Annotated in this window: 21 protein-coding genes and 5 tRNA genes; 5 read left to right on the top strand and 21 right to left on the bottom strand. The window is 64.7% G+C overall.

What is annotated here, in order from left to right; genetic code table 11:
- Positions 1-98 precede the first annotated feature (98 nt).
- The 20 genes from rpoB to A7D17_RS08100 form a co-directional block, all read right to left on the bottom strand.
- Entirely contained in the window at positions 99-4,250 is a 4,152-nt protein-coding gene (rpoB, locus tag A7D17_RS08195) for a DNA-directed RNA polymerase subunit beta (protein ID WP_064508649.1), read from the bottom strand.
- A gap of 358 nt (positions 4,251-4,608) precedes the next feature.
- Positions 4,609-4,974, bottom strand: coding sequence for a 50S ribosomal protein L7/L12 (gene rplL, locus A7D17_RS08190; protein ID WP_029219218.1), 366 nt, complete (start codon positions 4,972-4,974; stop codon positions 4,609-4,611).
- A 54-nt stretch (positions 4,975-5,028) separates the two neighbouring features.
- Positions 5,029-5,562 carry a 50S ribosomal protein L10 gene (gene rplJ / locus A7D17_RS08185; protein ID WP_029219217.1) on the bottom strand — a complete coding sequence of 178 codons (534 nt, stop codon included), beginning with the start codon at positions 5,560-5,562 and terminating at the stop codon, positions 5,029-5,031.
- Between the two features lie 545 nt (positions 5,563-6,107).
- Complete coding sequence (gene rplA / locus A7D17_RS08180) at positions 6,108-6,806, bottom strand: 50S ribosomal protein L1 (protein ID WP_003486747.1); 699 nt, start codon at positions 6,804-6,806, stop codon at positions 6,108-6,110.
- Positions 6,807-6,809: 3 nt separating this feature from the next.
- A complete protein-coding gene (rplK, locus tag A7D17_RS08175; protein WP_064508648.1) occupies positions 6,810-7,238 on the bottom strand; it encodes a 50S ribosomal protein L11 in 429 nt (142 codons plus the stop codon).
- A gap of 196 nt (positions 7,239-7,434) precedes the next feature.
- Entirely contained in the window at positions 7,435-7,992 is a 558-nt protein-coding gene (gene nusG, locus A7D17_RS08170) for a transcription termination/antitermination protein NusG (RefSeq protein WP_029219215.1), read from the bottom strand.
- A gap of 13 nt (positions 7,993-8,005) precedes the next feature.
- Positions 8,006-8,416: a preprotein translocase subunit SecE gene (secE, locus tag A7D17_RS08165; RefSeq protein ID WP_064508647.1), complete on the bottom strand. Its 411-nt coding sequence runs from the start codon at positions 8,414-8,416 to the stop codon at positions 8,006-8,008.
- A 49-nt stretch (positions 8,417-8,465) separates the two neighbouring features.
- Positions 8,466-8,541: transfer RNA gene (locus A7D17_RS08160), tRNA-Trp, on the bottom strand.
- A 104-nt stretch (positions 8,542-8,645) separates the two neighbouring features.
- On the bottom strand, positions 8,646-9,836 hold the full coding sequence (gene tuf, locus A7D17_RS08155) for an elongation factor Tu (protein ID WP_064508646.1): 1,191 nt from the start codon (positions 9,834-9,836) through the stop codon (positions 8,646-8,648).
- Between the two features lie 46 nt (positions 9,837-9,882).
- Positions 9,883-9,958, bottom strand: a tRNA-Thr gene (locus tag A7D17_RS08150).
- A 33-nt stretch (positions 9,959-9,991) separates the two neighbouring features.
- Positions 9,992-10,065 (bottom strand) — tRNA-Gly (locus A7D17_RS08145).
- 29 nt (positions 10,066-10,094) lie between these two features.
- A tRNA-Tyr gene (locus tag A7D17_RS08140) sits at positions 10,095-10,180 on the bottom strand.
- A gap of 153 nt (positions 10,181-10,333) precedes the next feature.
- Complete coding sequence (gene ychF, locus A7D17_RS08135; RefSeq protein ID WP_064508645.1) at positions 10,334-11,425, bottom strand: redox-regulated ATPase YchF; 1,092 nt, start codon at positions 11,423-11,425, stop codon at positions 10,334-10,336.
- A 77-nt stretch (positions 11,426-11,502) separates the two neighbouring features.
- Positions 11,503-12,084 (bottom strand): aminoacyl-tRNA hydrolase, encoded by a 582-nt coding sequence (gene pth / locus A7D17_RS08130; RefSeq protein WP_064508644.1) that lies wholly within the window; start codon positions 12,082-12,084, stop codon positions 11,503-11,505.
- Between the two features lie 51 nt (positions 12,085-12,135).
- Positions 12,136-12,771, bottom strand: coding sequence for a 50S ribosomal protein L25/general stress protein Ctc (locus A7D17_RS08125; RefSeq protein WP_064508643.1), 636 nt, complete (start codon positions 12,769-12,771; stop codon positions 12,136-12,138).
- Between the two features lie 110 nt (positions 12,772-12,881).
- Positions 12,882-13,841: a ribose-phosphate diphosphokinase gene (locus A7D17_RS08120; protein ID WP_064508642.1), complete on the bottom strand. Its 960-nt coding sequence runs from the start codon at positions 13,839-13,841 to the stop codon at positions 12,882-12,884.
- A gap of 195 nt (positions 13,842-14,036) precedes the next feature.
- Positions 14,037-14,113 (bottom strand) — tRNA-Gln (locus A7D17_RS08115).
- A 3-nt stretch (positions 14,114-14,116) separates the two neighbouring features.
- Positions 14,117-15,001 (bottom strand): 4-(cytidine 5'-diphospho)-2-C-methyl-D-erythritol kinase, encoded by an 885-nt coding sequence (gene ispE / locus A7D17_RS08110; protein ID WP_064508641.1) that lies wholly within the window; start codon positions 14,999-15,001, stop codon positions 14,117-14,119.
- The gene (gene lolB / locus A7D17_RS08105; protein ID WP_064508640.1) at positions 14,983-15,636 is read right to left on the bottom strand and encodes a lipoprotein insertase outer membrane protein LolB; all 654 of its coding nucleotides are present in this window, start codon (positions 15,634-15,636) and stop codon (positions 14,983-14,985) included. The genes ispE and lolB overlap by 19 nt, the downstream gene beginning before the upstream one ends.
- Entirely contained in the window at positions 15,633-17,321 is a 1,689-nt protein-coding gene (locus tag A7D17_RS08100) for a tetratricopeptide repeat protein (RefSeq protein ID WP_064508639.1), read from the bottom strand. The genes lolB and A7D17_RS08100 overlap by 4 nt, the downstream gene beginning before the upstream one ends.
- A 65-nt stretch (positions 17,322-17,386) precedes the next feature.
- On the opposite strand from A7D17_RS08100, the gene hemA reads away from it, so the two are divergent.
- The 5 genes from hemA to ppk2 all read left to right on the top strand — a co-directional run bounded on the left by hemA (position 17,387) and on the right by ppk2 (position 23,514).
- Positions 17,387-18,685 (top strand): glutamyl-tRNA reductase, encoded by a 1,299-nt coding sequence (hemA, locus tag A7D17_RS08095; protein WP_064508638.1) that lies wholly within the window; start codon positions 17,387-17,389, stop codon positions 18,683-18,685.
- Positions 18,663-19,748, top strand: a complete 1,086-nt coding sequence (prfA, locus tag A7D17_RS08090) for a peptide chain release factor 1 (protein WP_064508637.1) — start codon at positions 18,663-18,665, stop codon at positions 19,746-19,748. The genes hemA and prfA overlap by 23 nt, the downstream gene beginning before the upstream one ends.
- Positions 19,745-21,451: an O-linked N-acetylglucosamine transferase, SPINDLY family protein gene (locus tag A7D17_RS08085; protein ID WP_064508636.1), complete on the top strand. Its 1,707-nt coding sequence runs from the start codon at positions 19,745-19,747 to the stop codon at positions 21,449-21,451. Before prfA ends, A7D17_RS08085 begins: the two co-directional genes overlap by 4 nt.
- A 729-nt stretch (positions 21,452-22,180) precedes the next feature.
- Entirely contained in the window at positions 22,181-22,699 is a 519-nt protein-coding gene (moaB, locus tag A7D17_RS08080; protein ID WP_064508635.1) for a molybdenum cofactor biosynthesis protein B, read from the top strand.
- 32 nt (positions 22,700-22,731) lie between these two features.
- Positions 22,732-23,514 carry a polyphosphate kinase 2 gene (ppk2, locus tag A7D17_RS08075; protein WP_064508634.1) on the top strand — a complete coding sequence of 261 codons (783 nt, stop codon included), beginning with the start codon at positions 22,732-22,734 and terminating at the stop codon, positions 23,512-23,514.
- Here ppk2 and A7D17_RS08070 read toward each other — a convergent pair.
- Positions 23,496-24,725, bottom strand: coding sequence for a hypothetical protein (locus tag A7D17_RS08070; protein ID WP_064508633.1), 1,230 nt, complete (start codon positions 24,723-24,725; stop codon positions 23,496-23,498). The genes ppk2 and A7D17_RS08070 overlap by 19 nt on opposite strands.
- Between the last annotated feature and the right edge of the window lie 74 nt (positions 24,726-24,799).

Here is a 24,799-nt window from a genome sequence, read left to right as displayed (position 1 = left end):
GATATCTCCGGGTCGGAGGAATTTCGTATCTGAGATGAAACCGAGGGCGTTACGTTCCGGATCCCGGCAGCGCATTGCGGCGCCGGGATCCGTCTCGATCACTCTTCCAGTTCCATGTTGATCGCCAGCGAGCGGATTTCCTTCACCAACACGTTGAAGGATTCCGGCATGCCCGCGACCATCTCGTGCTCACCATCGACGATGTTCTTGTACATCTGGTTGCGGCCCTGCACGTCGTCGGACTTCACCGTCAGCATTTCCTGCAGGGTGTAGGCCGCGCCGTAGGCTTCCAGCGCCCAGACTTCCATCTCACCGAAGCGCTGACCACCGAACTGCGCCTTGCCGCCCAGCGGCTGCTGGGTGACGAGCGAGTACGGGCCAGTCGAGCGCGCATGCATCTTGTCGTCGACCAAGTGGTTCAACTTCAGGTAATGCATGTAGCCGACCGTGGTCTTGCGATCGAACGCTTCGCCGGTGCGACCGTCGTACAGCTGGGTCTGGCCGCTCTGCGGCAGTTCGGCCAGTTCCAGCATGCGCTTGATTTCCGCCTCGCTGGCGCCGTCGAACACCGGGGTGGCCATCGGCACGCCATCGATCAGGTTCTTGCCCAGGTTGAGCAATTCCTCATCGCTGAACTGCGACAGATCCACGCGCTGTGCGTTGATCGCGTTGTCGTGGTTGTAGATGTCGTCCAGGAACTTGCGCAGTTCGCTGACCGCCGCCTGGGCTTCCAGCATGCGCTGGATCTTGCGACCCAGGCCCTTGGCGGCCCAGCCCAGATGCACTTCCAGAATCTGGCCGATGTTCATACGCGACGGCACGCCGAGCGGGTTCAGCACGATGTCCACCGGCTCGCCGGTGGCCATGTACGGCATGTCCTCGACCGGCACGACGTTGGAGACCACACCCTTGTTGCCGTGGCGGCCTGCCATCTTGTCGCCCGGCTGGATGCGGCGCTTCACTGCCAGGAACACCTTGACCATCTTCAGCACGCCCGGTGCGAGGTCGTCGCCCTGGGTGATCTTGCCGCGCTTGTCGGCAAAGCGTGCCTCGAATTCCTTCTCGTGCGCCTGGATCTGCTTCTGTGCGCGCTCGATCGCGTCCGCGGCGTCTTCGTCCTTCATGCGCAGCTGGAACCAGTCGGACTTCTTCAGCCCGTCCAGGTATGCGTCGGTGACGTTGTCGCCCTTCTTCAGGTTCGGACCGCCGTTGGCGACCTTGCCCACGATCTGCGAACGCAGACGTGCGTAGATGGCCGCTTCCAGGATGCGGAACTGGTCGTCGAAGTCCTTCTTGACGCGCTTGATCTCGGATTCTTCGATCTGGCGCGCACGCTTGTCCTTCTCGATGCCGTCGCGGGTAAAGACCTGCACGTCGATGACGGTGCCGTCCATGCCCGGGGGCACGCGCAGCGAGCTGTCCTTCACGTCCGAGGCCTTCTCACCGAAGATCGCACGCAGCAGTTTTTCTTCCGGGGTCAGCTGGCTCTCGCCCTTCGGGGTGACCTTGCCGACCATGATGTCGCCGGCGCGCACTTCCGCACCGATATACACCACGCCGCTTTCGTCCAGACGGTTCAAGGCCTGCTCGGACACGTTCGGGATGTCGGCAGAGATTTCCTCCGGCCCCAGTTTGGTATCGCGCGCAACGCAGGTCAGTTCTTCGATGTGGATCGTGGTGTAACGATCCTCTTCCACCACGCGCTCGGAGAGCAGGATGGAGTCTTCGAAGTTGTAGCCGTTCCACGGCATGAAGGCGATCAGCATGTTCTGACCCAGCGCCAGCTCACCGATGTCGGTGGACGGGCCGTCGGCCAGCACGTCGCCGCGCGCGATCACGTCGCCCACATTCACCAGCGGACGCTGGTTGATGCAGGTGTTCTGGTTGGAGCGGGTGTACTTGATCAGGTTGTAGATATCCACGCCGGCATCGGTGCCGCCGCCAATTTCTGCTTCGTTGACCTTGACCACGATGCGGGCCGCGTCGATCTGCTCGATCACGCCACCACGCAGTGCGTTGACGGTCACGCCGGAGTCGCGTGCCACTGCACGTTCGATACCGGTACCCACCAACGGCTTCTGCGAACGCAGCGTCGGCACGGCCTGGCGCTGCATGTTGGCACCCATCAGTGCGCGGTTGGCGTCATCGTGTTCCAGGAACGGCACCAGCGCCGCGGCGACCGACACGGTCTGCATCGGCGAGACGTCCATGAAGTGCACTTCGGCCGGCGGCTTCAGCAGCGACTCACCCTGGAACCGGCACGGCACGAACTGCTCGGTGAGCATGTTCTTGGCGTCGGTCAGCGCGTTCGCCTGGGCAATCACGTACTCGTTTTCTTCGATCGCCGACAGGTACTCGACGTCGTCAGAGACCTTGCCGTCCAGCACCTTGCGGTACGGCGTCTCGAGGAAGCCGTACTGGTTGGTGCGGGCGAACACGGCCAGCGAGTTGATCAGGCCGATGTTCGGACCTTCCGGCGTTTCGATGGTGCAGACGCGGCCGTAATGGGTCGGATGCACGTCGCGCACTTCGAAGCCGGCGCGCTCGCGGGTCAGACCGCCCGGGCCCAGTGCGGAGACGCGACGCTTGTGCGTCACTTCCGACAGCGGGTTGTTCTGGTCCATGAACTGCGACAGCTGCGAGGAGCCGAAGAATTCCTTGATCGCCGCAGCCACCGGCTTGGCGTTGATCAATTCCTGCGGGGTCAGGCCTTCGGACTCGGCCATCGACAGACGCTCCTTGACCGCACGCTCGACGCGGACCAGGCCCACGCGGAACACGTTCTCGGCCATTTCGCCGACCGAACGCACGCGACGGTTGCCCAGGTGATCGATGTCATCGACCACGCCGCGACCATTGCGGATCTCGGTCAGCACCTTGATCACTTCCAGGATGTCGGAGGTGTCGGCGTGCTCGGCAACCAGGCGCTTGGATTCTTCGTCGTTACGCTCGGCGAAGTACTTCTTGTCATACAGCACCGACTCGCCCAGCACGTCCTTGCGGCCGACGCGACGGTTGAACTTCATGCGACCGACCGTGGACAGGTCGTAGCGCTCGAAGGTGAAGAACAGGTTGTGGAACAGGTTCTGCGCGGCTTCCTTGGTCGGCGGCTCGCCCGGACGCATCATGCGGTAGATTTCGACCAGCGCTTCCAGCTGCGTCTTGGTCGGGTCGATGCGCAAGGTGTTGGAAAGATACGGGCCACGATCCAGGTCGTTCACCCACAGGGTGCCGACCGCGTCGACGCCGGCCTTGCGGAATGCAGACAGCTGGTCTTCGCTGATCTCGTCGTTGGCATTGGCCAGCAGTTCGCCGGTCGAACCATCGACCACGTCGTGCGACAGGATGCGGCCGACCAGGTAGTCGTCCGGCACAGCCAGCGCGGCAACGCCGGCGGCTTCCAGCTGCTTGACGTGACGGGCGGTGATGCGCTTGCCCGCTTCAACGATGACCTTGTCGCCATCGGCCAGGTCGAAGTTCAGCGTTTCACCACGCAGACGCTCCGGCACCAGCTCCAGCTGCACGCCTTCGTCGGGGTTGATGTGGAACGTGTTGATCTCGAAGAACTCGGCCAGCATCTCTTCGTTGCTGTAGCCAAGCGCACGCAGCAGGATCGACACCGGCAATTTGCGGCGACGGTCGATACGGGTGAACAGCGCGTCCTTCGGGTCGAACTCGAAGTCCAGCCAGGAACCGCGGTACGGAATGATACGAGCGCTGTACAGCAGCTTGCCCGAGCTGTGGGTCTTGCCACGGTCGTGGTCGAAGAACACGCCCGGCGAGCGGTGCAGCTGCGACACGATCACGCGCTCGGTGCCGTTGACGATGAAGGTGCCGTTGCCGGTCATCAGCGGAATCTCGCCGAGGTAGACCTCCTGCTCCTTCACGTACTTGATGGCCTTGGTCGACGACTCGCGGTCGTAGATCACCAGGCGCACGGTCACGCGCAGCGGCGCGCCATAGCTCATGCCACGCTGACGGCATTCACGCTCGTCAAACACCGGCTGACCCAACTTGTAGCCCACGTACTCAAGCGCAGCGTTGCCGCTGTAGCTGGAGATCGGGAACACCGACTTCAGAGCGGCATGCAGACCGAGGTCCTTGCGCTTGGTCGGCTCCACGTCTTCCTGCAGGAATTCGCGATAGGAATCCACCTGGATGGCAAGCAGGAACGGCACTTCGAGAATCGAGCGCTGCTTACCGAAGTCCTTGCGGATACGCTTTTTTTCGGTGAACGAATAAGACGTCATGAGGTCTTCACCCTAGGCTGCGGGGGCCGCGTCGCGGCGGCCCTGAAATAACAAAACTGAACCCGCGCACATGGATGTGCGCTGCTCTTGTGAGGGACTCACATTCAAGTTGTCAGTTGGAAGTCGCTGGTATTGCCGGCACCAGCACGCCTTCTCCCGCTACTTCCAACTACCAACTACCAACTCGGTGAGGCCGAGAATCGGGAGTGGGGATTCGGGAATCGGAAGCGCGCGCACCTTGCAGTCGCGACTTCCCGACCCTCATTCCGACTCACGTCCGAAACGGCCAAAGGCCGGGGGCTTTACGCCCCCAGCCTTCAGTGCATCACCATGAAACGCTGGCGATGCAAGGTGTTGCTTACTTGATTTCGACAGTCGCGCCAGCTTCGGTCAGTTCCTTCTTGATCTTCTCGGCTTCGTCCTTGGTGGCGCCTTCCTTCAGCATGCCACCGGCTTCGGTCAGATCCTTGGCTTCCTTCAGACCCAGGCCGGTCACGGCGCGCACGGCCTTGATGACGCCGACCTTGTTGGCGCCGCAGTTGGTCAGCACCACGTTGAACTCGGTCTGCTCTTCGACCACGGCGGCCGGGCCAGCTGCAGCAGCAGCGACCGGGGCAGCGGCAGAGACGCCGAACTTCTCTTCGATGGCCTTGACCAGCTCCATCACTTCCATCAGGGACTTCTCGGCGATGGCGTCGACGATCTGTTCGTTGGTAAGGGACATTGTGATTACCTTTAAATGATTTTCTGGATTGGGGTTCTAGCGAACGCTAGGACATCAAGCTTCGGCAGTCTCGGCAGCCGGCGCGGCGGCTTCGTCGCCACCGCCCTGCTTGTCGCCAACGGCCTTGACGGCACGGGCGAACATGGCAGCCGGTTCGGACAGCACGCGAGCCAACATGGCCAGGGCCTGGTCACGGGTCGGCAGCGAGGCCAACACGTCGACGTGGCTGGCCGGGAACAGTTCCCCACCAATTGCCACGACCTTGGCCTGCAGCTTCTCGTTGCTCTTGGCGAATTCCTTGATCAGGCGACCGGCAGCGCCGGGTTCCTCCATCGAAAACGCATACACCAAAGGACCAACCAGCTTGTCGGACGCGACAGCAAATTCGGTACCTTCGACGGCACGCACAGCCAGGGTGTTCTTGACAACTTTCAAGAACACACCGGTTTCGCGGGCCTGCTTGCGCATCGCGGTCATCTGGGAGACCGTGGTGCCAGCGTATTCGGCGGCGATCAGGGAGTGGGCCTTGGCGGCGATGTCTGCCAGCTCGGCGACTACGTCTTGCTTCTGGGACAGATTGAGAGCCATTGCACTCCTCCGTTAAAGCCGGGATTCGGGATTGGTGATCCGGGATTCGCCAGATGCTGTGAAGCAGCCTGCAAATCCCAATGCCGAATCTCTAATCCCCGCTTCAAACTACTCCGCTCGCGGCTCCTGCCGGTTGCGGTCCAGGGCGGCCTCCTTCCTGGAAGCCGGGAACATCGACCGATGTTCCGTTGGTGGCCGTTCTAGACCTGGAGTGGACTCGATCCGGGATGTCCCAGACGCGCGTAAACCAGAAAGCTCCAGAAGGGCGACACCATCTACGCCGGCCAGTTCGAAAACGAACCGATTAAGCGATCCCGCTGCGTCGACGGCGACTCCTTGCCAGTGCGAGCATCCCTGCCCGTCGTCGACCTGCGCTGACCGCGCCTGCGGTCTTTGACGGCTACCGCCGGACATGCCGACGATCGCCTTCAAAATGTCCGTTACCCCAAAGGAGGGAACGGACTCCCAGCACACGGTTGCCCGGGCCAGAAAAACAATGCAGTGCTACAAGAACACGTCAGGCGCATGACGCCCGACGTATTCGATTACTTCAGCGACAGGCTCGACTGGTCGACCGTCACGCCCGGACCCATGGTCGAGCTGACCGACACCTTCTGCAGGTAGGTACCCTTGGAGGTGGCCGGCTTGGCCTTGACCAGATCCAGCAACAGCGCCTGCAGGTTCGACTTCAGCGCTTCGTCATCGAAGCTGGCCTTGCCGATGGTGCAGTGGATGATGCCGGCCTTGTCGGTGCGGTAGCGCACCTGGCCCGACTTGGCGTTCTTGACCGCTTCGCCCGGATTGGCCGACACGGTGCCGACCTTCGGGTTCGGCATCAGGCCGCGCGGACCCAGCAGGGTGCCGAGCTTACCGACGACGCGCATCGCATCCGGCGTGGCAATGACCACGTCGTAGTTCAGGTCGCCGGCCTGCATCTTCTCGGCCAGGTCGTCCATGCCCACGGCTTCGGCGCCGGCGGCCAGGGCTTCGTCAGCCTTGGCGCCTGCCGGTGCGAACACTGCAACGCGCACGCTCTTGCCGGTACCGGCCGGCAGCACGGTCGAACCGCGCACCTGCTGATCGGACTTCTTGGCGTCCACGCCCAGGCGCACAGCCACGTCGATGGACTCGACGAACTTGGCCTTGGTGGCGGTCTTCAGGATCTTGATTGCGTCTTCGAAGGCATAGGTCTTGCCCGGAACGACAGCGGCCGTGATGGCCTTAACGCGCTTGCTCTGTGCCATGTCTTAGCCCTCCACCGTCAAACCCATGCTGCGGGCAGAACCCGCAATCGTGCGAACCGCCGCTTCCAGCTCGGCTGCCGTCAGATCGGCTTCCTTCGCCTTGGCGATCTCTTCCAGCTGCTTGCGCGTCACCTTGCCCACCTTGTCGGTGTTGGGGCGCTTGGAGCCGGAGGTCACACCCGCTGCCTTCTTGAGCAGCACGCTGGCCGGGGTGCTCTTGGTGATGAAGGTGAAAGTACGGTCGGAATACGCAGTGATGATCACCGGCGTCGGCAGGCCCGGCTCCAGCTTGGAGGTCGCCGCATTGAATGCCTTGCAGAATTCCATGATGTTCAGACCGCGCTGACCCAGCGCAGGGCCGACCGGCGGCGCAGGATTGGCCTGACCAGCCTTTACCTGCAACTTGATGTACGCAATTATCTTCTTAGCCATTTCGATACTCTCCGGGTGCTAGCGCCTGAACTGCAGGCTCCCCATCGGACCGGGAAATCACGTGTCCCGGCTTCACGTTTTGACCACACGCAGATGGCCGCCATGCGGCAGCCATTGTCTCCCGGCGGTCGCCAGGCCAGCGAGCCGCGCACTATAGCAGGATTTACTACCGGCGCCTAGCAGGCGCCAGCCACGGTCAGCCCTTCTCGACCTGACCGAACTCGAGCTCGACCGGCGTGGAGCGACCGAAGATGAGCACGGCCACACGCAGCCGGCTCTTCTCGTAATTGACCTCTTCGACCACACCGTTGAAGTCGTTGAACGGGCCATCGGTGACACGCACCATCTGGCCCGGCTCGAACAGCACCTTCGGACGCGGCTTCTCAACCCCGTCCTGCACGCGCTGCAGGATGGCATCAGCTTCCTCGTCGCGAATCGGCAGCGGACGATCGGCAGTACCGCCGATGAAGCCCATGACCTTGGAAGTTTCCTTCACCAGGTGCCAGCTTTCGTTGTCAATCCGCGGAATACCGGCTTCTTCGTGGGTCTCGATCTGCACCAGCACATAGCCCGGGAAGAACTTGCGCTCGGACCGGCGCTTCTGGCCGGCACGCATTTCGATGACCTCTTCGGTCGGCACCAGCACTTCGCCGAAACGATCTTCCATCTCGGTGCGCACGATACGGTCGCGCAATGCCTGCGCAACGGATTTTTCGAAGCCTGAATAGGCGTGAACGACATACCAACGCTTCACTGCTTGATTCTCCTCAACGAGCCAGGAACCACTGCGTGAGCTTCTGGATGACGAAGTCGAAGCCGCCCAACAGCAAACTCAGAATGATCACAACAACAATGACAACCCAGGTGGTGCGGATAGCTTCCTGACGCGTCGGCCAGACCACCTTGCGCAGCTCGAACCTGGATTCGGACAGAAATTCACGGGTTTCGCGGCCCTTGCCGGTACCCAGAAACACGAATGCGCCCGCCACCAATCCCACAATGACCGCCAGCGCACGCAATTGCGGCGTCCAGGCACCCAGCTGGGTGGCGCGCTCGGGCGCAGAAAACCAGAACCACACAAACAGCCCTGCAATCACCAGGATCGCAGAGATCACGTATTTCACGATATCAGCGCTGGCAGCAGACGCGCTTTTGGAAGGCTCGATTTTGCTATTCATCCGGCTCTAGTTACCGATCTGACCCGAATCGCTGGGCCGGAAAGAGGAGTGGCACGCCAGGAGGGACTCGAACCCCCAACCTGCGGTTTTGGAGACCGCTGCTCTGCCAATTGAGCTACTGGCGTATGTACTCGTTTACCGCACACCCTAAGACAACGAAGGCGGACCACGGTTCAGCCGGCCCGCCTTTGCGCGAATCCGGCGGCCGAGGCCACCGGATCACAGGTTCTTACTTGACGATCTTGGCAACCACGCCGGCGCCGACGGTACGGCCACCTTCGCGGATGGCGAAACGCAGACCTTCGTCCATCGCGACCGGGTTGATCAGGGTCACGACCATCTTCACGTTGTCGCCCGGCATCACCATTTCCACGCCTTCCGGCAGCTGGCAGGCGCCAGTGATGTCGGTGGTACGGAAGTAGAACTGCGGACGGTAGCCCTTGAAGAACGGGGTATGACGACCACCCTCATCCTTGGACAGCACGTAGACTTCGGCTTCGAACTCGGTGTGCGGCTTGATCGAACCCGGCTTGCACAGCACCTGGCCACGCTCGACGTCGTCACGCTTGGTGCCGCGCAGCAGCAGACCGGCGTTGTCGCCTGCCTGACCCTGGTCCAGCAGCTTGCGGAACATTTCCACGCCGGTGACAGTGGTCTTCTGCGTGTCGCGGATGCCGACGATTTCGATTTCGTCACCCACCTTGATGATGCCGCGCTCGATACGACCGGTCACCACGGTGCCGCGACCGGAGATCGAGAACACGTCTTCGACCGGCATCAGGAACGGGCGGTCAACGTCGCGGGTCGGCTCCGGAATGAAGCTATCCAGGGCATCCACCAGCTTCAGGATCGCCGGCACGCCGATCTCGCTCTGATCACCGTCCAGCGCCAGACGGGCCGAACCGTGGATGATCGGCGTGTCGTCGCCCGGGAAGTCGTACTTGCTCAGCAGCTCGCGCACTTCCATTTCGACCAGCTCGAGCAGCTCGGCGTCGTCGACCATGTCGGCCTTGTTCAGGAACACGACGATGTGCGGCACACCGACCTGACGCGAGAGCAGGATGTGCTCGCGGGTCTGCGGCATCGGGCCGTCAGCAGCCGAACACACCAGGATCGCGCCGTCCATCTGCGCTGCACCAGTGATCATGTTCTTGACGTAGTCGGCGTGGCCGGGGCAGTCGACGTGCGCGTAGTGGCGGGTCGGGGATTCGTATTCGACGTGTGCGGTCGAAATCGTGATGCCGCGCGCCTTCTCTTCCGGCGCTGCGTCGATCGCGTCGTACGCCTTGAACTCGCCACCGAAACGCTCTGCACCGATCTTGGTCAGCGCGGCGGTCAACGTGGTCTTGCCATGGTCAACGTGACCGATGGTGCCGACGTTCACGTGCGGCTTGGTGCGCTCGAATTTAGCTTTTGCCATGGGTGCAAGTTCTCGGTAATCGTTTGGAGTTAAGACGATTGAGTAATGGTGCTCACGAAAGGAATCGAACCTTCGACCTCCTCCTTACCAAGGAGGTGCTCTACCGACTGAGCTACGTGAGCGAGTTTTGCATTATGCCATGCATTTGCGTTCAATGGAGCGGGAGACGGGAATCGAACCCGCACCATCAGCTTGGAAGGCTGAGGTTCTACCGTTGAACTACTCCCGCGCCGGGAACTGCATGCCACAACGTGAAACTGGTGGAGGGAGGTGGATTCGAACCACCGAAGGCGTAAGCCAGCAGATTTACAGTCTGCCCCCGTTGGCCGCTTGGGTATCCCTCCAGCTTTTACTACCGGACCGCTGCGCCAGGAGGCGAATTGGTTCGGGGTGAAGCAGCCCGTTATTTTGTTGTGGACGACGCCCGGTGTCAACAAAAATTTCGAGAAAATCGTCACGGCCGAATGTGCACGCCGCGCGAGGCGGCGCGCAGCCGATCAGACGTTGAAACGGAAGTGCAGCACATCGCCTTCCTGGACGCGGTATTCCTTGCCTTCCAGACGTAGACGCCCGGCATCGCGCGCGCCGGCTTCGCCGCGGTACTTGATGAAGTCGTCAAAGCCGATCGTCTCGGCGCGGATGAAGCCCTTCTCGAAATCGGTATGGATCACCGCCGCGGCCTGCGGCGCCGTGGAGCAGGCCCTGACCGTCCAGGCACGCACTTCCTTGACGCCTGCCGTGAAGTAGGTCTGCAGGCCCAACAGCGTGTAGGCCGCACGAATGACGCGATTCAGGCCGGGCTCGGCCAGGCCAAGGTCGGCCAGGAAGGTGTCACGGTCTTCGTCGTCGAGCTGGGACAGCTCTTCTTCGATCGCAGCCGACACCGGCACCACTTCGGCGCCTTCGGCAGCGGCGTGCGCACGCACCGCATCCAGGTGCGGATTGTTCTCGAAGCCGTCCTCCAGCACGTTGGCGATGTACATCACCGGCTTGAGCGTCAACAGGAACAGATCGCGTATCAGCGCCTTTTCTTCTTCATCCAGCCCAGCCGCACGGCCGGCCTTGCCGTCAGCCAGCGCAGCCTGCAACTTGGCCAGCACCGGCTTGCGTGCCGCCGCATCCTTGTCGCCACCCTTGGCGCTGCGCTCGGCGCGATTCAGGGCCTTTTCCACGCTGTCCAGGTCGGCCAGCGCCAGCTCGGTATCGATGGTCTCGATATCGGCGATCGGGTCGACCTTGTTGTTGACGTGGATGACGTCATCGTTCTCGAAGCAGCGCACCACATGGGTGATCGCATCGACTTCGCGGATGTGAGCGAGGAACTTGTTGCCCAGGCCCTCGCCACTGGCCGCACCGGCCACCAGGCCGGCGATATCGACGAACTCGACCGCGGTGGGGATCAGCTTCTGCGGCTTGACGATCTCGGCAAGCTGGTTGAGACGCGGATCCGGCACCGGCACGATGCCGACGTTCGGCTCGATGGTGCAGAACGGAAAATTGGCCGCAGCGATGCCCGCCTTGGTCAGCGCGTTGAACAGGGTCGACTTGCCGACATTGGGCAGGCCGACGATGCCGCATTTGATACCCATGGGTTTTCCAGTGAATGGAGAATCGGGAATGGAGAATGGCAAGAGCAGTGCCCTGTCCATTCCCTATTCCCCATTCTCTATTTTTTTTCGGTATGCAGGCGTTTCATCGCCTCGCTGAAATTGCCTGCCATTGCCAGCGGCAGCACGTCGATGGCTGCGTCCACTGCCGCGCCGATCGCTGCATCGTCCTCGCGCCCTGCCCGCCCCAGCACCCATGGCACCACGCGATCCTTGTGACCAGGATGGCCGATGCCGACGCGCAACCGATGGAACTTGCCGTGTCCGAGCAGGCGGATGGTGTCGCGCAGGCCGTTCTGGCCGCCGTGGCCGCCGTCGAACTTGAGCCGCGCCGTGCCTGGCGCCAGATCCAGTTCGTCGTGTGCAACGAGCAATTGCTCCGGCTCGATCTTCCAGAACCGCAACGCGGCGGTGATCGACTTGCCGCTGAGATTCATGAAGGTGGCCGGCTTGAGCAGCCAGACCGGCTGCCCCGCAAGATCGACCTTGGCCGTCTCGCCGAACAGCTTGCTGTCCAGGCTCCAGCGGGCGCTACTGCGCTCGATGAGGGCATCGACGAAACGAAACCCGGCGTTATGCCGGGTTTGCGCGTGTTCGGGACCGGGATTGCCCAGCCCCACGATCAGACGAAGTGCAGACATGCCAGTGACCGCAGCCGATTCCCCGCATGCTGCAAGGAATCGGCCAGCGGATTACTTGGTCTCTGCGCCTTCGCTGCCTTCTTCACCGGCAGCGTCTTCTTCTTCGACGCGCACGTGCTTGGCAGCAACCACGGCAACGTCGTGTTCCTTGCCCAGCTTCAGCTCCGGGATCTCGACACCGGCCGGCAGCTTGATCTCGGACAGGTGGATCACGTTGCCCACTTCCAGGGCACCGAGGTCGATCTCGATGAACTCCGGCAGGTCCTTCGGCAGGCAGACCACCTGGACTTCGTTGAGTTCGTGGGTGACGACCACTTCGCTCGACTTGCCGGCCGGCGAGTTGGCTTCGTTGATGAAGTGCAGCGGCACGGCGGCGCTGAGCTTCTCGTTGGCACTGACGCGCTGGAAGTCGATGTGCATGATCAGCTGCTTGAACGGATGGCGCTGCATGTCACGCAGCAGCACCTGCTGCACGTCGCCATTGAGGTTCAGGTCCAGGATCGACGAGTAGAACCACTCGTTCTGCTGGGCGAGCCAGATCTGCTCATGGTTGAGCTGGATGCTGACCGGCTCCAGATCGCCACCGTAGACGATGGCCGGAATGACGCCAGCGTGACGCAGGCGGCGGCTCGCACCCTTCCCCTCGTCTGCGCGGCGCTCGACCTTGATTTCGTGAGTCTTTGCCATGTTGTTTCACTACCTAGATTGGAATACCGCCTCGCGGCGATGAAGCGTCTCACCCGCGACCAGGAGAGACGTGGTACCGGCACCCGCCGAAGCGGGCACCGAATGCGGGATCAGTCGACGTAGAGCGAGCTGACCGATTCGCCGAAGGCGATGCGGCGGATGGTCTCGGCCAGTAGTTCGGCCACGCTCAGCTGGCGGATCTTCGCGCACGTGCGAGCGGCAGCGCTCAGCGGGATCGTGTCGGTGACCACCAGCTCGTCGAGCTGTGAATTATTGATGTTGTCCACCGCCGGACCGGACAGCACCGGGTGGGTGATGTAGGCCACCACCTTGAGCGCGCCGCGCTGCTTGAGCGCGGCGGCGGCGGCGCACAAGGTGCCGGCAGTATCGACCAGGTCGTCCACCAGCACGCAGGTCTTGCCCTGCACGTCGCCGATGATGTTCATCACGGTGGCGACGTTGGCGCGCGGGCGGCGCTTGTCGATGATGGCCAGATCGGCATCGTCCAGGCGCTTGGCAACGGCGCGTGCGCGCACCACACCACCCACGTCCGGCGAGACCACGATCAGGTTGTCGGTGCCGTAGGCGCGCCAGATGTCGGCCAGCAGCAGCGGCGAGGCGTAGACATTGTCGACCGGCACATCGAAGAAGCCCTGGATCTGGTCGGCATGCAGGTCGACCGTCAGCACGCGGTCGGCTTCCATCGCGCAGATCATCTTGGCGGCGACCTTGGCGGTGATCGGCACGCGCGAGGAGCGCATGCGGCGGTCCTGACGCGAATAACCGAAATACGGGATCACCGCGGTAACGGACTGCGCGCTGGCACGCTTGAGCGCGTCGATCAGCACCAGCAGTTCCATCAGGTTTTCAGCGCTCGGTGCGCAGGTCGGCTGGATGACGAACACTTCCTGCCGGCGCACGCTTTCTTCGATCTCCACCTGCACTTCGCCGTCGGAAAAGCGCGTGACCAGCGCCTTGCCCATGCGCACACCGAGCTCCTTGCAGATGCTCTGGGCAAGCGGCTTGTTGGCATTGCCGGAGAACACCAGCAGGTTACGTTGATCTTGCATGGGATCTCTCGGGCGGCGGCGAAGAGCGTGCGGGCGATGATGGAGCTGGGTAAAGCCGACCAAATGCCGGGCTTTTCGTTGAATCCCCGCACATGAATGTGCGGGCTGTTGCAGGGGGGCCTGCATATACGACTGTTGCAGAAGGATCTGCATCTACGGTTTTTGCAGGGGGACCTGCATCACTGCATCAATAACTGGCAGGGGCGGTAGGATTCGAACCTACGAATGCCAGGATCAAAACCTGGTGCCTTGGGCCTCTTGGCGACGCCCCTGCATCAAACCTGTAACGCGTCCAGTGCGTCGAGCAATGGCGAGTGCGCTGCACCCTCCACCACCCACGCCCGCAAGCTGCCCGGCAACTGCACCAGCGCCTGCTCTGCAGCAGTGCGCGTGGCGAATTCGACGAAGCAGCCGCTTCCCGACCCGGTCAAACGCGGCGTTCCGATCCTGGACAGTGCCTGGAACGCGGCCTCAACGGCGGGTTCCCGGCGCCGCAGGACCGGCTCGAACGCATTGTCGAGCAGAGAACCGGAAGCGAAGTCCGCTATTTTCGCGGGCGCAGCATCCCGCGTCAATTCCTGTGATTGAAATAAGGCGGGCGTGGGCACGTGAACGCCCGGATCCACCAGCACATAGGCCGCCTCCGCCAGCGTCATCGGGGTCAGTTGCTCGCCCACTCCCTCCGCCCAGGCGTTGCGCCCGCGCACGAACACCGGCACGTCCGCACCCAGCTGCAAGCCCAGCACAGCCAGTGCATCGACCGGCAAACCCAGGCTCCACAAGGCATCGAGCGCGACCAACACGGTGGCCGCGTCCGATGAGCCGCCGCCGAACCCGCCGCCGGCGGGGATGCGCTTGTCGACGCGGATCTCGGCGCCGGCCTGGGTGCCGGCGACCGACTGCAGCAGGCGCGCTGCCCGGACCACCAAATCGTCGTCCTCGGCGACGCCGGGCAAACTGTCGCCGATACGCCGGATCCGGCCGTCATTGCGCAAACGAAGATGAATGGTGTCCCCCCAGGCCAGCAGCCGGAACACCGTCTGCAGCAGGTGGTAGCCATCGGCGCGGCGCCCGGTGATCTGCAGAAACAGATTCAGCTTGGCCGGCGCGGGCCACGCCGACCACCCTTCCTGCGCAACCATCAGGGCGAGACCATCCATTGATCCACCAGCAGGCGGACCTTGGCGCTACCGTTCTGGGCTTCGATGCGCTGCGGCAGCTCCGGCTGGCCATCGCCGGCCGGCGCCCAGGCCAGGAAGTCGATGGTCCAGCCATCCTGCTGTACGGTGCGCGGGCGCCCGGCGGCGTCCAGGTCGACCCGCTGCGCGCCGGCCCCGGCGATCCGCAGCGCGCGCACCCAGTCCGGCATCTGGTTGACCGGAATGGTCCAGCCGGTGGCCTCGCGGAGCACCTGCTCGGCATCCGGACCGCTGCGCGGACCGCCGTCCAGCCCTTCCAGGCGTCCGGCGCCGCTGGCGGTATCGCCGGTGAGCACCCAGCTCTGACGGGTCACCGGCGCACTGAGCTGCACGCGGTATTTCGCACCGTCCTGCTGCCAGTCGATGCGGCCGCTACCGCCATTGCTGCCCTTGCTGATCGCCACCCGGCCCTGGAACGACCAGGCCGGATTCGCCTGCAGCCAGGCCTGGCGTGCGGCTTCGGCCTGACGCGCACTCTCGGAAACCTGTTCGACCACTGCGGCACCACTGCCCTGCCCGCGCGGCACGCTGACGCAGGCCGACAGCCCGACCAGCACCAGCCCGCTCAGGGCCAGTGTTCGGATCGTCCCGCTCATAGCCCGAATTTTTCCACGGCGCGTTGCAGCGCGCGGTTGTCCGGATCCAGACGCCGCGCCTCATCGAAGTAGCGCCGCGCCTCATCCTGCTTGCCGCTGACCCACAGCACCTCGCCCACGTGCGCGGCGATTTCCGGGTCCTTGACCAGCGCCCAGGCGCGGCGCAGCTGCACCAGCGCTTCCTTGGTACGGCCCATGCGATACAGCACCCAACCGTAGCTGTCGACGATGGCCGGGTTGTCCGGATCGGCGGTCCGGGCGCGGTCGATCAGCGCCAGCGCCTCCTTGTAGCGGGTGGTGCGGTCGGCCAGGGTATAGCCCAGCGCGTTCAGCGCTGCGACGTTTTCGGGTTCGGCCACCAGGATCTTGCGAAGGTCGGCCTCGGCACGCGGCACGTCGTCGCGCCGCTCCCAGGCCAGCCCACGGGCGTACAGCAGCGCGCCGTCGTCCGGGTACGCGGCCAGGCCACGCTCGAAGGCATCCAATTCGCCGGCGGCATCGTCGGCACGCTGATGCAACTCGGCTTCCAGCACATAGGCATCGCGGCGGGCGTCGTCGTCGGCGCTGGCATCGCCCTGCAGCGCGCGCACCTCGGCCAGCGCCTCGGGTTTGCGGCCGAGTTCGTACAGCGCGCTGGCGGCGCGCAGGCGCGCCTCGCTCAGCTGCGGGCCGCCGGGCACGCCGCGATACCACTCCACCGCCTCGTCGTAGCGCTTGAGGAATTCGGCGATCTTGCCCAGCAGCAGGCGGCGGTCCGGGTCGGGCTTGGTGGCATTGCTCTTGAGCTCGCCATAGAGCGCCTCCAGCGCGGTGCGGTCCTTCTCCTTGGCCAGCATGGACGCACGCAAGCCGTAGGTCTGGGTGTCCTGCGGCCCGGTGGACAGCACGCGCGCGGCCGCTTCGGTCTGGCCCATGGCGTCATAGGCGAAGGCCAGCGCGCCGCGCAGTTCGGAGTCCTTGACGGCCTGCGGCTCGACATTCTTCAGCAGCGCCAGGGCCTCGTCGTTTTTGCCCTCCTGCTGCAGCTGAGTGGCATGCAGCAAGGCCACGCGCGGCTCTTCGGGGAAACGGCGCACCACCTCGTCGACGATGCGCTTGGCCAGCGCCGGGCGCTCCATGCGCAGCGCCAGCCGGCCGAATTCCTGCCAGGCCTCGATCTGGTTGGGGATGGCGCCGGCCTTGACCAGGTCTTCGAGCACGTCGGCCGAGGCTTCCGGCTCGCGGCCACCATTGGCCAGTGCGATCAGCGCAAAGCGCCAGCCGCGCGGGTCGGGCTCCTTGAGCAGGCCGAGCAAGTCGCGGCGTGCGGTGCGCAGGTCGTTACGGCGCAGGGCCAGCGAGGCTTCGGTGCTGCGCATCGACATCGACGACGGCGCGCGGGCGCGCCACAGCGCCAGGGCTTCGATGGCGCGCGGGTCGTCATTGGCCAGCATGGCGATACGGGCGGCGCGCTCGGCCAGGCCGGCGTCGCCGGCTTCAGCCTTGGCGGCGTCCAGATAGGCGCGGGCGGCCTCGTCCAGCTGGCCGGCCTGCAAGGCGAATTCGCCTGCCAGCACGGGCTCCAGCGAGGAGGTACCGGCACTGCCGGCGGCGGCGGTGGGCGCTGCTTTCTTCGGTGCTGCAATGGCACTGGTGGAGACTGCGACCAGCAAAAGAACACACAGGATGCGAATCGGTACAGGCATCGGGGGCAACCGGGCCGTAAAATGGGGCCCTGAATGGCCGCCAGCTTATCGCAAGCAACTGAACAATGACGTTGTGGGTGCTCGGACTGAATCACCAGACCGCACCTGTGGACCTGCGCGAACGCGCGGCGTTCGCAGGTGATGCGCTGCCGCGCGCGCTCGAATCGCTGCGTGGGTTGCCGCAGGTGCGCGAGGCCGCGTTGCTGTCCACCTGCAATCGCACCGAGCTGTACGCGATGGCCGACGATGCCCAGACACTGGCCGGCTGGCTGGATGCGCAGGCGCCGGGCTTGGGGGGCCATCTGTACCAGCACCAGGACGCTGCTGCGGTACGCCATCTGTTCCGGGTGGCGACCGGGCTGGACTCGATGGTGCTGGGCGAGCCGCAGATCCTGGGCCAGGTGAAAGACGCCTGGGCCGTGGCGCGCGCACACGGTGCGCTGGGTAGCGGGCTGGATCGCCTGTTCCAGCAGACGTTCTCGGTCGCCAAGCGCGCACGCACCGATACCCGCGTTGGCGCCAATCCGGTCTCGGTGGCGTCCACCGCGGTGCGCCTGGCACAGGAATCCTTCGCCCGGCTCAACGAATCGACGGTGCTGCTGGTCGGCGCTGGCGAGACCATCGAGCTGGCCGCCAAGCATCTGAGCGAAGGCCGGGTGCGCCGGCTGCTGATCGCCAACCGCACCCTCGCCCATGCGCAGACCCTGGCCAGCCAGCATGGTGGCTACGCGCTACCGCTGACCGACCTGGAACGCCACCTGGCCGAGGCCGACGTGGTGTTTTCGGCCACCGCCGCCCGCGAGCCGGTGGTGACGCGGGCGCAGGTGGAACAGGCGCTGCGCGCGCGCAAACGCAAGCCGATGCTGCTGTTCGACCTGGCAGTACCGCGCGATATCGACGCGTCGGTGGCCGAGCTCGGCGACGCCTACCTGTACACGGTGGACGACCTGGAGCGCGCGGTCGAAGACAACCGCCGCAGCCGCCGCGAGGCGGCCGACCAGGCCGAGGCCATCATCGACCTGCAGGTGGCGCGCTACGTCGAGACCGTGCAGGCCAATGCGCGCCAGGCCCCGCTGAAGCGCTTGCGCGCCTTCGGCGACAGCACCCGCGACGAACTGCTGGCCAAGGCGCGCCAGCAATTGCACAACGGCAAACCGGCCGACGAAGTGTTGGAACAGTTGGCGCATGCGTTGACCAACCGCCTGCTGCACCCACCCACCGCCGCGTTGCGCGATGCCGCGCTCAACAACGACCTGGAACTGACCAGCGCAGCCGACCGGCTGTTTCCGGAAAAGCCCGGTTACCAACATTCCCCTGTAGCTACCCCGATCGTGAGGACTGATGACGCCGACCCTGCGCCGTAAGCTCGAAGCGCTGGCCGAGCGCCGCGAAGAACTGCAGCACCTGTTGTCCGATCCGGACGTGGTGGGCAACAACGACAAATTCCGCAGCCTGTCGCGCGAACTGTCGCAGCTGGAGCCGGTGGCCGTGGCGCTGGAAGACGAGGCGCGCGCCAAGGCCGACCTGGGCGCGGCCGAAGCCATGCGCAACGACCCGGAAATGCGCGAGTTGGCCGAAGAGGAAATCGCCGCCGCACAGGCGCGCCTGGACGAACTGGACGCGCAGCTGGCATTGCTGCTGGTCCCGCGCGATCCGCGCGACGACGGCAACCTGTTTCTGGAAGTGCGCGCTGGCACCGGCGGGGACGAGGCAGCGATCTTCGCTGGCGACCTGTTTCGCATGTACGCCCGCTATGCCGAGCGCCAGGGCTGGAAGGTGGAGATCGAGTCGGACAGCCCCGGCGAACACGGCGGCTACAAGGAAGTGGTGGCGCGCGTGGTCGGGCGCGGCGCGTATTCGCGGCTGAAGTTCGAGTCCGGCACCCATCGCGTGCAACGCGTGCCCGCGACCGAGTCGCAGGGCCGTATCCATACCTCGGCGGCGACGGTGGCGATCATCCCCGAAGCCGACGACGTGGAAGAGATCGTGATCAACCCGGCCGATCTTAAAGTGGACACCTTTCGCTCCTCCGGCGCCGGCGGCCAGCACGTCAACAAGACCGAATCGGCGATCCGCATCACCCACGTGCCCAGTGGCGTGGTGGTGGAATGCCAGACCGAACGCAGCCAGCACGCCAACCGCGACAAGGCAATGAAGCGCCTGAAGGCGCAACTGGTGGAAGCCGAACGCAGCAAGGCCGCCGCGGCCGAAGCGCAGACACGCAAATTGCAGGTAGGTAGCGGCGACCGCAGCCAGCGCATCCGTACCTACAGCTTCCCGCAGGGCCGCATCACCGACCACCGGGTGGAAGGGCTGACCCTGTACGACCTGCCCAACATCATCGAAGGCGATCTGGATGCCTTGATCGCACGCTTGCTGCACGAGCATCAGGCCGATGAACTGGCGCGGTTGAGCGACAGCCCGTGAGTGCGCAGGTCCCGCGCGAGCTGCTGCAGCTGCGCGAGGCGGCACGGCACCGGCCCGGCGATTTCGTGGCGTGGTTGATGCTGGCCGACGCCGAACTCGGCATGGGCGCCACCGCAGCCGGCGAGCAGGCGGTGCAACGCGCACTGGTGCTGCAGCCGGGCCACCCGGAGGCGATTGCGCGGCTGGGGCGGGTGCGCTGGGCACAAGCGCGGCATGCCGAGGCGGCCAACCTGCTCCAGCAGGCATCCGACCTGGTTCCGCAGCATCCAGGGATTGCGCTGTGGCTGGGCCATGCGCTGGAAGACGCCGGCCAGCCGGAACAGGCCGCCGCGGCCTATGCGCGCGCCTACCAGCTGCTTCCTGACGAGCCATACATCGCCGCGCAACTGCTCAACTGGCGGCGTCGCCTGTGCGATTGGCGCGATGTGGAGGCATTGTCCACGCAGGTGCGTGCGGCAGTGGCGCAAGGCGCTGCGGCGGTGGAGCCGTTCGCGTTCCTCAGCGAAGACGCCAGCGCGGCCGAACAGCTGGCCTGCGCACGGACCCGCGCGCAGGCCATCGCGACGATGTTGCAGCCCCTGCCGCCGGTGGCGCTGCGCCGGCAGGGCGCATTGCGGATCGGTTTCGTCTCCAACGGCTTCGGTGCGCATCCCACCGGGTTGCTGACGGTGGCGCTGTTCGAAGCCTTGCAGCAGCGTCAGCCGGGGTTGCAGGTACATCTGTTCGCCACCAGCCACGATGACGGGAGCGAGATCCGTGCGCGTCTTGCGCGTGCCACCACGCTACACGACGTGACCACGCTGGGACATGTGGAAGCGGCCCGGCACATCCGCGCGCACGGCATCGACGTGGCGTTCGACCTGCGCGGCTGGGGCGGTGGCGGACGGCCGGAAGTGTTCGCCTTGCGCCCGGCACCGGTGCAGATCAACTGGCTGGCCTACCCGGGCACTTCCGGTGCGCCCTGGATGGATTACGTGTTGGGCGATGCCTTCGCGCTACCGCCGTCATTGGCGCCGTGCTACAGCGAGCAGGTACTGCGTTTGCCTCGCGTGTTTCAACCGTCGGACACCTCGCGCACGGTTGCCGCGCCGCCCTCGCGTGCAGACTGCGGCCTGCCCGAGCATGGCGTGGTGCTGTGTTGCTTCAACAACAGCTACAAGCTCAATGCGCGCAGCATGGACCGCATGCTGGCGGTGCTGCGCGCGGTACCGGGCAGCGTGCTGTGGCTGCTTTCCGGGCCAGGCCAGGCCGATGCGCGGTTGCGTGCGGTGGCACAGGCACAGGGTGTGGACCCGCAGCGCCTGGTATTCATGCCGAAACTGCCGCACCCGCACTATCTGGCACGCTACCGCCACGCGGATCTGTTCCTTGACACGCATCCGTACAACGCCCACACCACCGCCTCCGATGCGCTATGGGCAGGCTGCCCGGTGCTGACCACTCCGGGCGAGACCTTTGCCGCGCGCGTGGCCGGCAGCCTCAATCATCACCTGGGGCTGGAGCAGATGAACGTGGCCGATGACGCGACGTTCGTGGCCAACGCCATCGAGCTCGCAAACCATCCGGACCTGCTGGCTGATGTGCGCGCGCATCTTGCCGAGCAACGACAGCGCAGCGGCGTTTTCGATATGGATGGATTTGCGGACGATCTCGCGGCCCTGCTGCAGGTGATGGCAAGGGAGCGTGGTTGGTTGGGGGTTTAGAGCAGCCAACAGCAATCCCTGTGCAGCTGCTAAGCAGTTGCCAGGCGCGCGGCGAACGATCGGAATTCTCATGTACCACTCGCACTCGGAGTCTGAAAGCGCTAACCGCGCTGCTGAAGACTGCTCGCTACGGTGTGTCAGCTGCGCCTGATTGGTGGTTGGTAGCTGGCGAGAAACTGCGCTGAAGCGGTGTTGTGGGTCGTCATGACCCAAGGTCCGGCATGTGACTGGACGCAGCGTCTGCGACGGTGCGCGAACAGTTCGTCCAGGAAAATTCTCCATGCGGCTTCGCCCGTACCCTCACCCCAATCCATCTCCCGCAGGAGAGGGGCTTTGGTCAGCGTGCTGCTGCCTGGCCAGGCGGGGAGCGTTGGTCGCTGCACTGCTGCCTGGCAGGAGGGGGCGTTGGTCGCTGTGCTGCGGCTTGGCAGGTGAGGTGCTTTGGTCGCTGCGCTACTGCCTGGCGGGAGGGAGGCTTCGGTTACTGTGCTGGTGCCTGAGGAGACGGGCTTTTGTCATTGGGACGCGCTGCCGACTGAAAAAGGATTGCTGGCTGCGCGCTGAGACTTTCAACGCATGCGATCGTGGATCGCTCGATCATTCCAGCACTGATCGATGTCCGACATTGATCCAGTTCCAGCGCTGTTGCACATCCACCGCTCGGCGCCCACCCCGCGACTTCACACCGCGGCGCTGTACCCGGCCCGCCAGGCTCGCTAGGCTTGGCGCATGCCATCGACTCCCGACTTCATCCCCCTGCGCCTGTGCGTGCTGACCGTGTCCGACAGCCGCAGCCTGGCCGACGATCGCTCCGGCGACTACCTGGCCGATGCCCTCACCCAGGAAGGCCATGTGCTGCACGAGCGTGCGCTGTGTCCGGACGACCGTTACCGCATGCGTGCGATCGTGTCGGGGTGGATCGCCGATACGCAGATCGACGGCATCCTGGTCACCGGCGGCACCGGGTTCACCGGCCGTGACAGTACGCCGGAGGCGATCACTCCGCTGCTGGACAAGCTGATGCCCGGCTTTGGCGAAATGTTCCGTGCGGTCAGCGTGGACGAAATCGGTACGTCCTCGCTGCAATCGCGCGCGTTTGCGGGGCTGGCCAACCACAGCTTCGTGTTCTGCCTGCCCGGTTCCACCTCGGCCTGCCGCACGGCATGGGAAAAGATCGTGCGCGCGCAGCTGGATGCACGCACCAAACCCTGCAATCTGGCGACACTGCGTCCACGTCTGGGGCAATAGCCTGCGCGTTCTGCACTTTTGCCGGAACGCGCATGTCCCACCTCAAACGCAAGGCCTACAAGAAACTACTGGCGCCGCTGCAACTGGAACTGGTCGGCATGGCGCGCTGGCTACGCCATACCAATCAACGCGCCCTGGTGCTGGTGGAAGGCCGCGATACCGCCGGCAAGGGCGGCGTGATCCAGACCATCGCCAGCCACCTCAATCCGCGGCAATGCCGGGTAGTGGCGCTGCCCAAGCCCAACGATCGCGAAAGCACGCAGTGGTACTTCCAGCGTTATGTGACGCATCTGCCGGCCGGCGGCGAGCTGGTGTTGATGGATCGCAGCTGGTACAACCGCGCCGGCGTGGAACGGGTGATGGGCTATTGCACCGATGCGCAGTACGAAACGTTCCTGCAGCAGGCACCGCGCTTCGAGCAGATGCTGGTCGATGACGGCATCCTGTTGTTCAAGTACTGGCTGTGCGTGGATCAGGCCGAGCAGGAAGAACGTTTTGCCGAGCGGCACGATGACCCGCTCAAGGGCTGGAAACTGTCGCCGGTAGACCTGCAGTCGCGCGACAAATACGACGCCTACACCGAGGCGCGCGAGCGCATGCTCGAAGCGACCCACATCCCGGCGGCGCCGTGGACGCTGGTGGACTTCAACGACCAGAAGCGGGGCCGGCTGAGCCTGATCCGCAACCTGCTGGATCGGCTCCCGGACACCTCGGTGCCCGAGGAACCGCTAGCGCTGCCGCCCTTGCACGGCAAGCCGCACAAGGAACGCTACGGCATGCTGGAACCGATCGACGATTACGCCGGCCAGTCCTGAGAGACTTCGTCACTGGCCGCGGTGGCGCGCGGCAGCGGATGCAGGCCGGCCTGACGTTCGGCCTGCTCGGCCTGCAGCACCAGCTGGCTCAGGCGCTGGTTGAACAACTGCATGAAGCCGCGGTGCAGCGGGCGCATCGCTTCCATGTAGTCGACATCGTCGGCCTGCGGGCCAAGCGGGCTGCACGAAGACAGCAATACTTCGTCCAGGCGCAGGGCGCTATCGGGCAGCCGCACCAGCGCGGCGCGGCGCAACCAGTCGCGCATGCCTTCGCGGTATTCGGCGGCCAGGATGTAGGCCACTTCGACCTGGTCCAGGTCCACGTCCGGGTTCCAGGCCAGCACCTGGATCACCTGCGAGCGCTCATCCAGCATGCGGCTTTCGGCGACCAGGGCATGCAGCTGCTGCAACAGACGCCACTGGGTGCCGGCTGCATCGCGCTGCGCGGCAGGCATCGCCTCGATGGCCAGGGCCAGACGGCGCGCGAACAATGCCGGCACGTCGGCCAGCACCGTCGGGCCGGCGTCGGCGCCGAGCAGGAAACGTTCGGTACGCAGCGCAGCCGTGTCGGGCAGATAGCCGTCCTGTAGCGGACGCATCACGCCGTGATCGAGCAGCGACAGCACCACGTCCAGCCAGTAGCGGCGCTCCTGTTGCAGCGCGCGATTGGCCGAGGCGTTCTGCCAGGCACCACGCAGCTCATCCAGCCGGGCGATGCAGGCCTGGGCATCCATGCCATCCCAGGGCGTGCGGGTGGCGTCGTTGGGGTCGAAACTCTCCGCACTGAGCATGCCGGCGCCGAAGCGGTGCCAGGCCGCGCCGCGCTGGGTGCTGGTCGGATCGAGCCTGGCCGTGCTCACCGGGGCCGCAGCCGCCGGGCGCAGCAATGCCGCATAGGCATCGGCCCAGGACTCGGGCAGGCGCGCCGACAGCGCATAGCTGGCGCTGGGCGCACCCAGGCCACGCCGCGCCAGCCGCAGGCTCCACACCACCGCACCGATCACGATGCCACCGAAGGTCCAGGCCAGCAGCCAGCCGGCGGCCGCCTGCCCGGGGCGCAGCACGCGCGTTTGCGGCTGCTGGAACAGCAACCAACCAATCCCCAGCAACGCGGCGAGATAGAGCCACGGCCCCCACTGCGCCAGGACACGCGTGATGCCGTGGGCAGGCAGGTCGTGCCCGTGAGTGTGATCTTGAGATGGAGCAGCCATTGCATTCCCCTGAACGCCTGATCGCGTTGACAGGGTTATCGGCGAGGCGACCCAACTCTGTTGCCCCGCTGAGC

This window comes from Xanthomonas floridensis (assembly GCF_001642575.1).
Taxonomy (GTDB): domain Bacteria; phylum Pseudomonadota; class Gammaproteobacteria; order Xanthomonadales; family Xanthomonadaceae; genus Xanthomonas; species Xanthomonas floridensis.
Note: the sequence above shows the minus strand (reverse complement) of the source record. Positions and strands in the feature narration are given on the sequence as shown.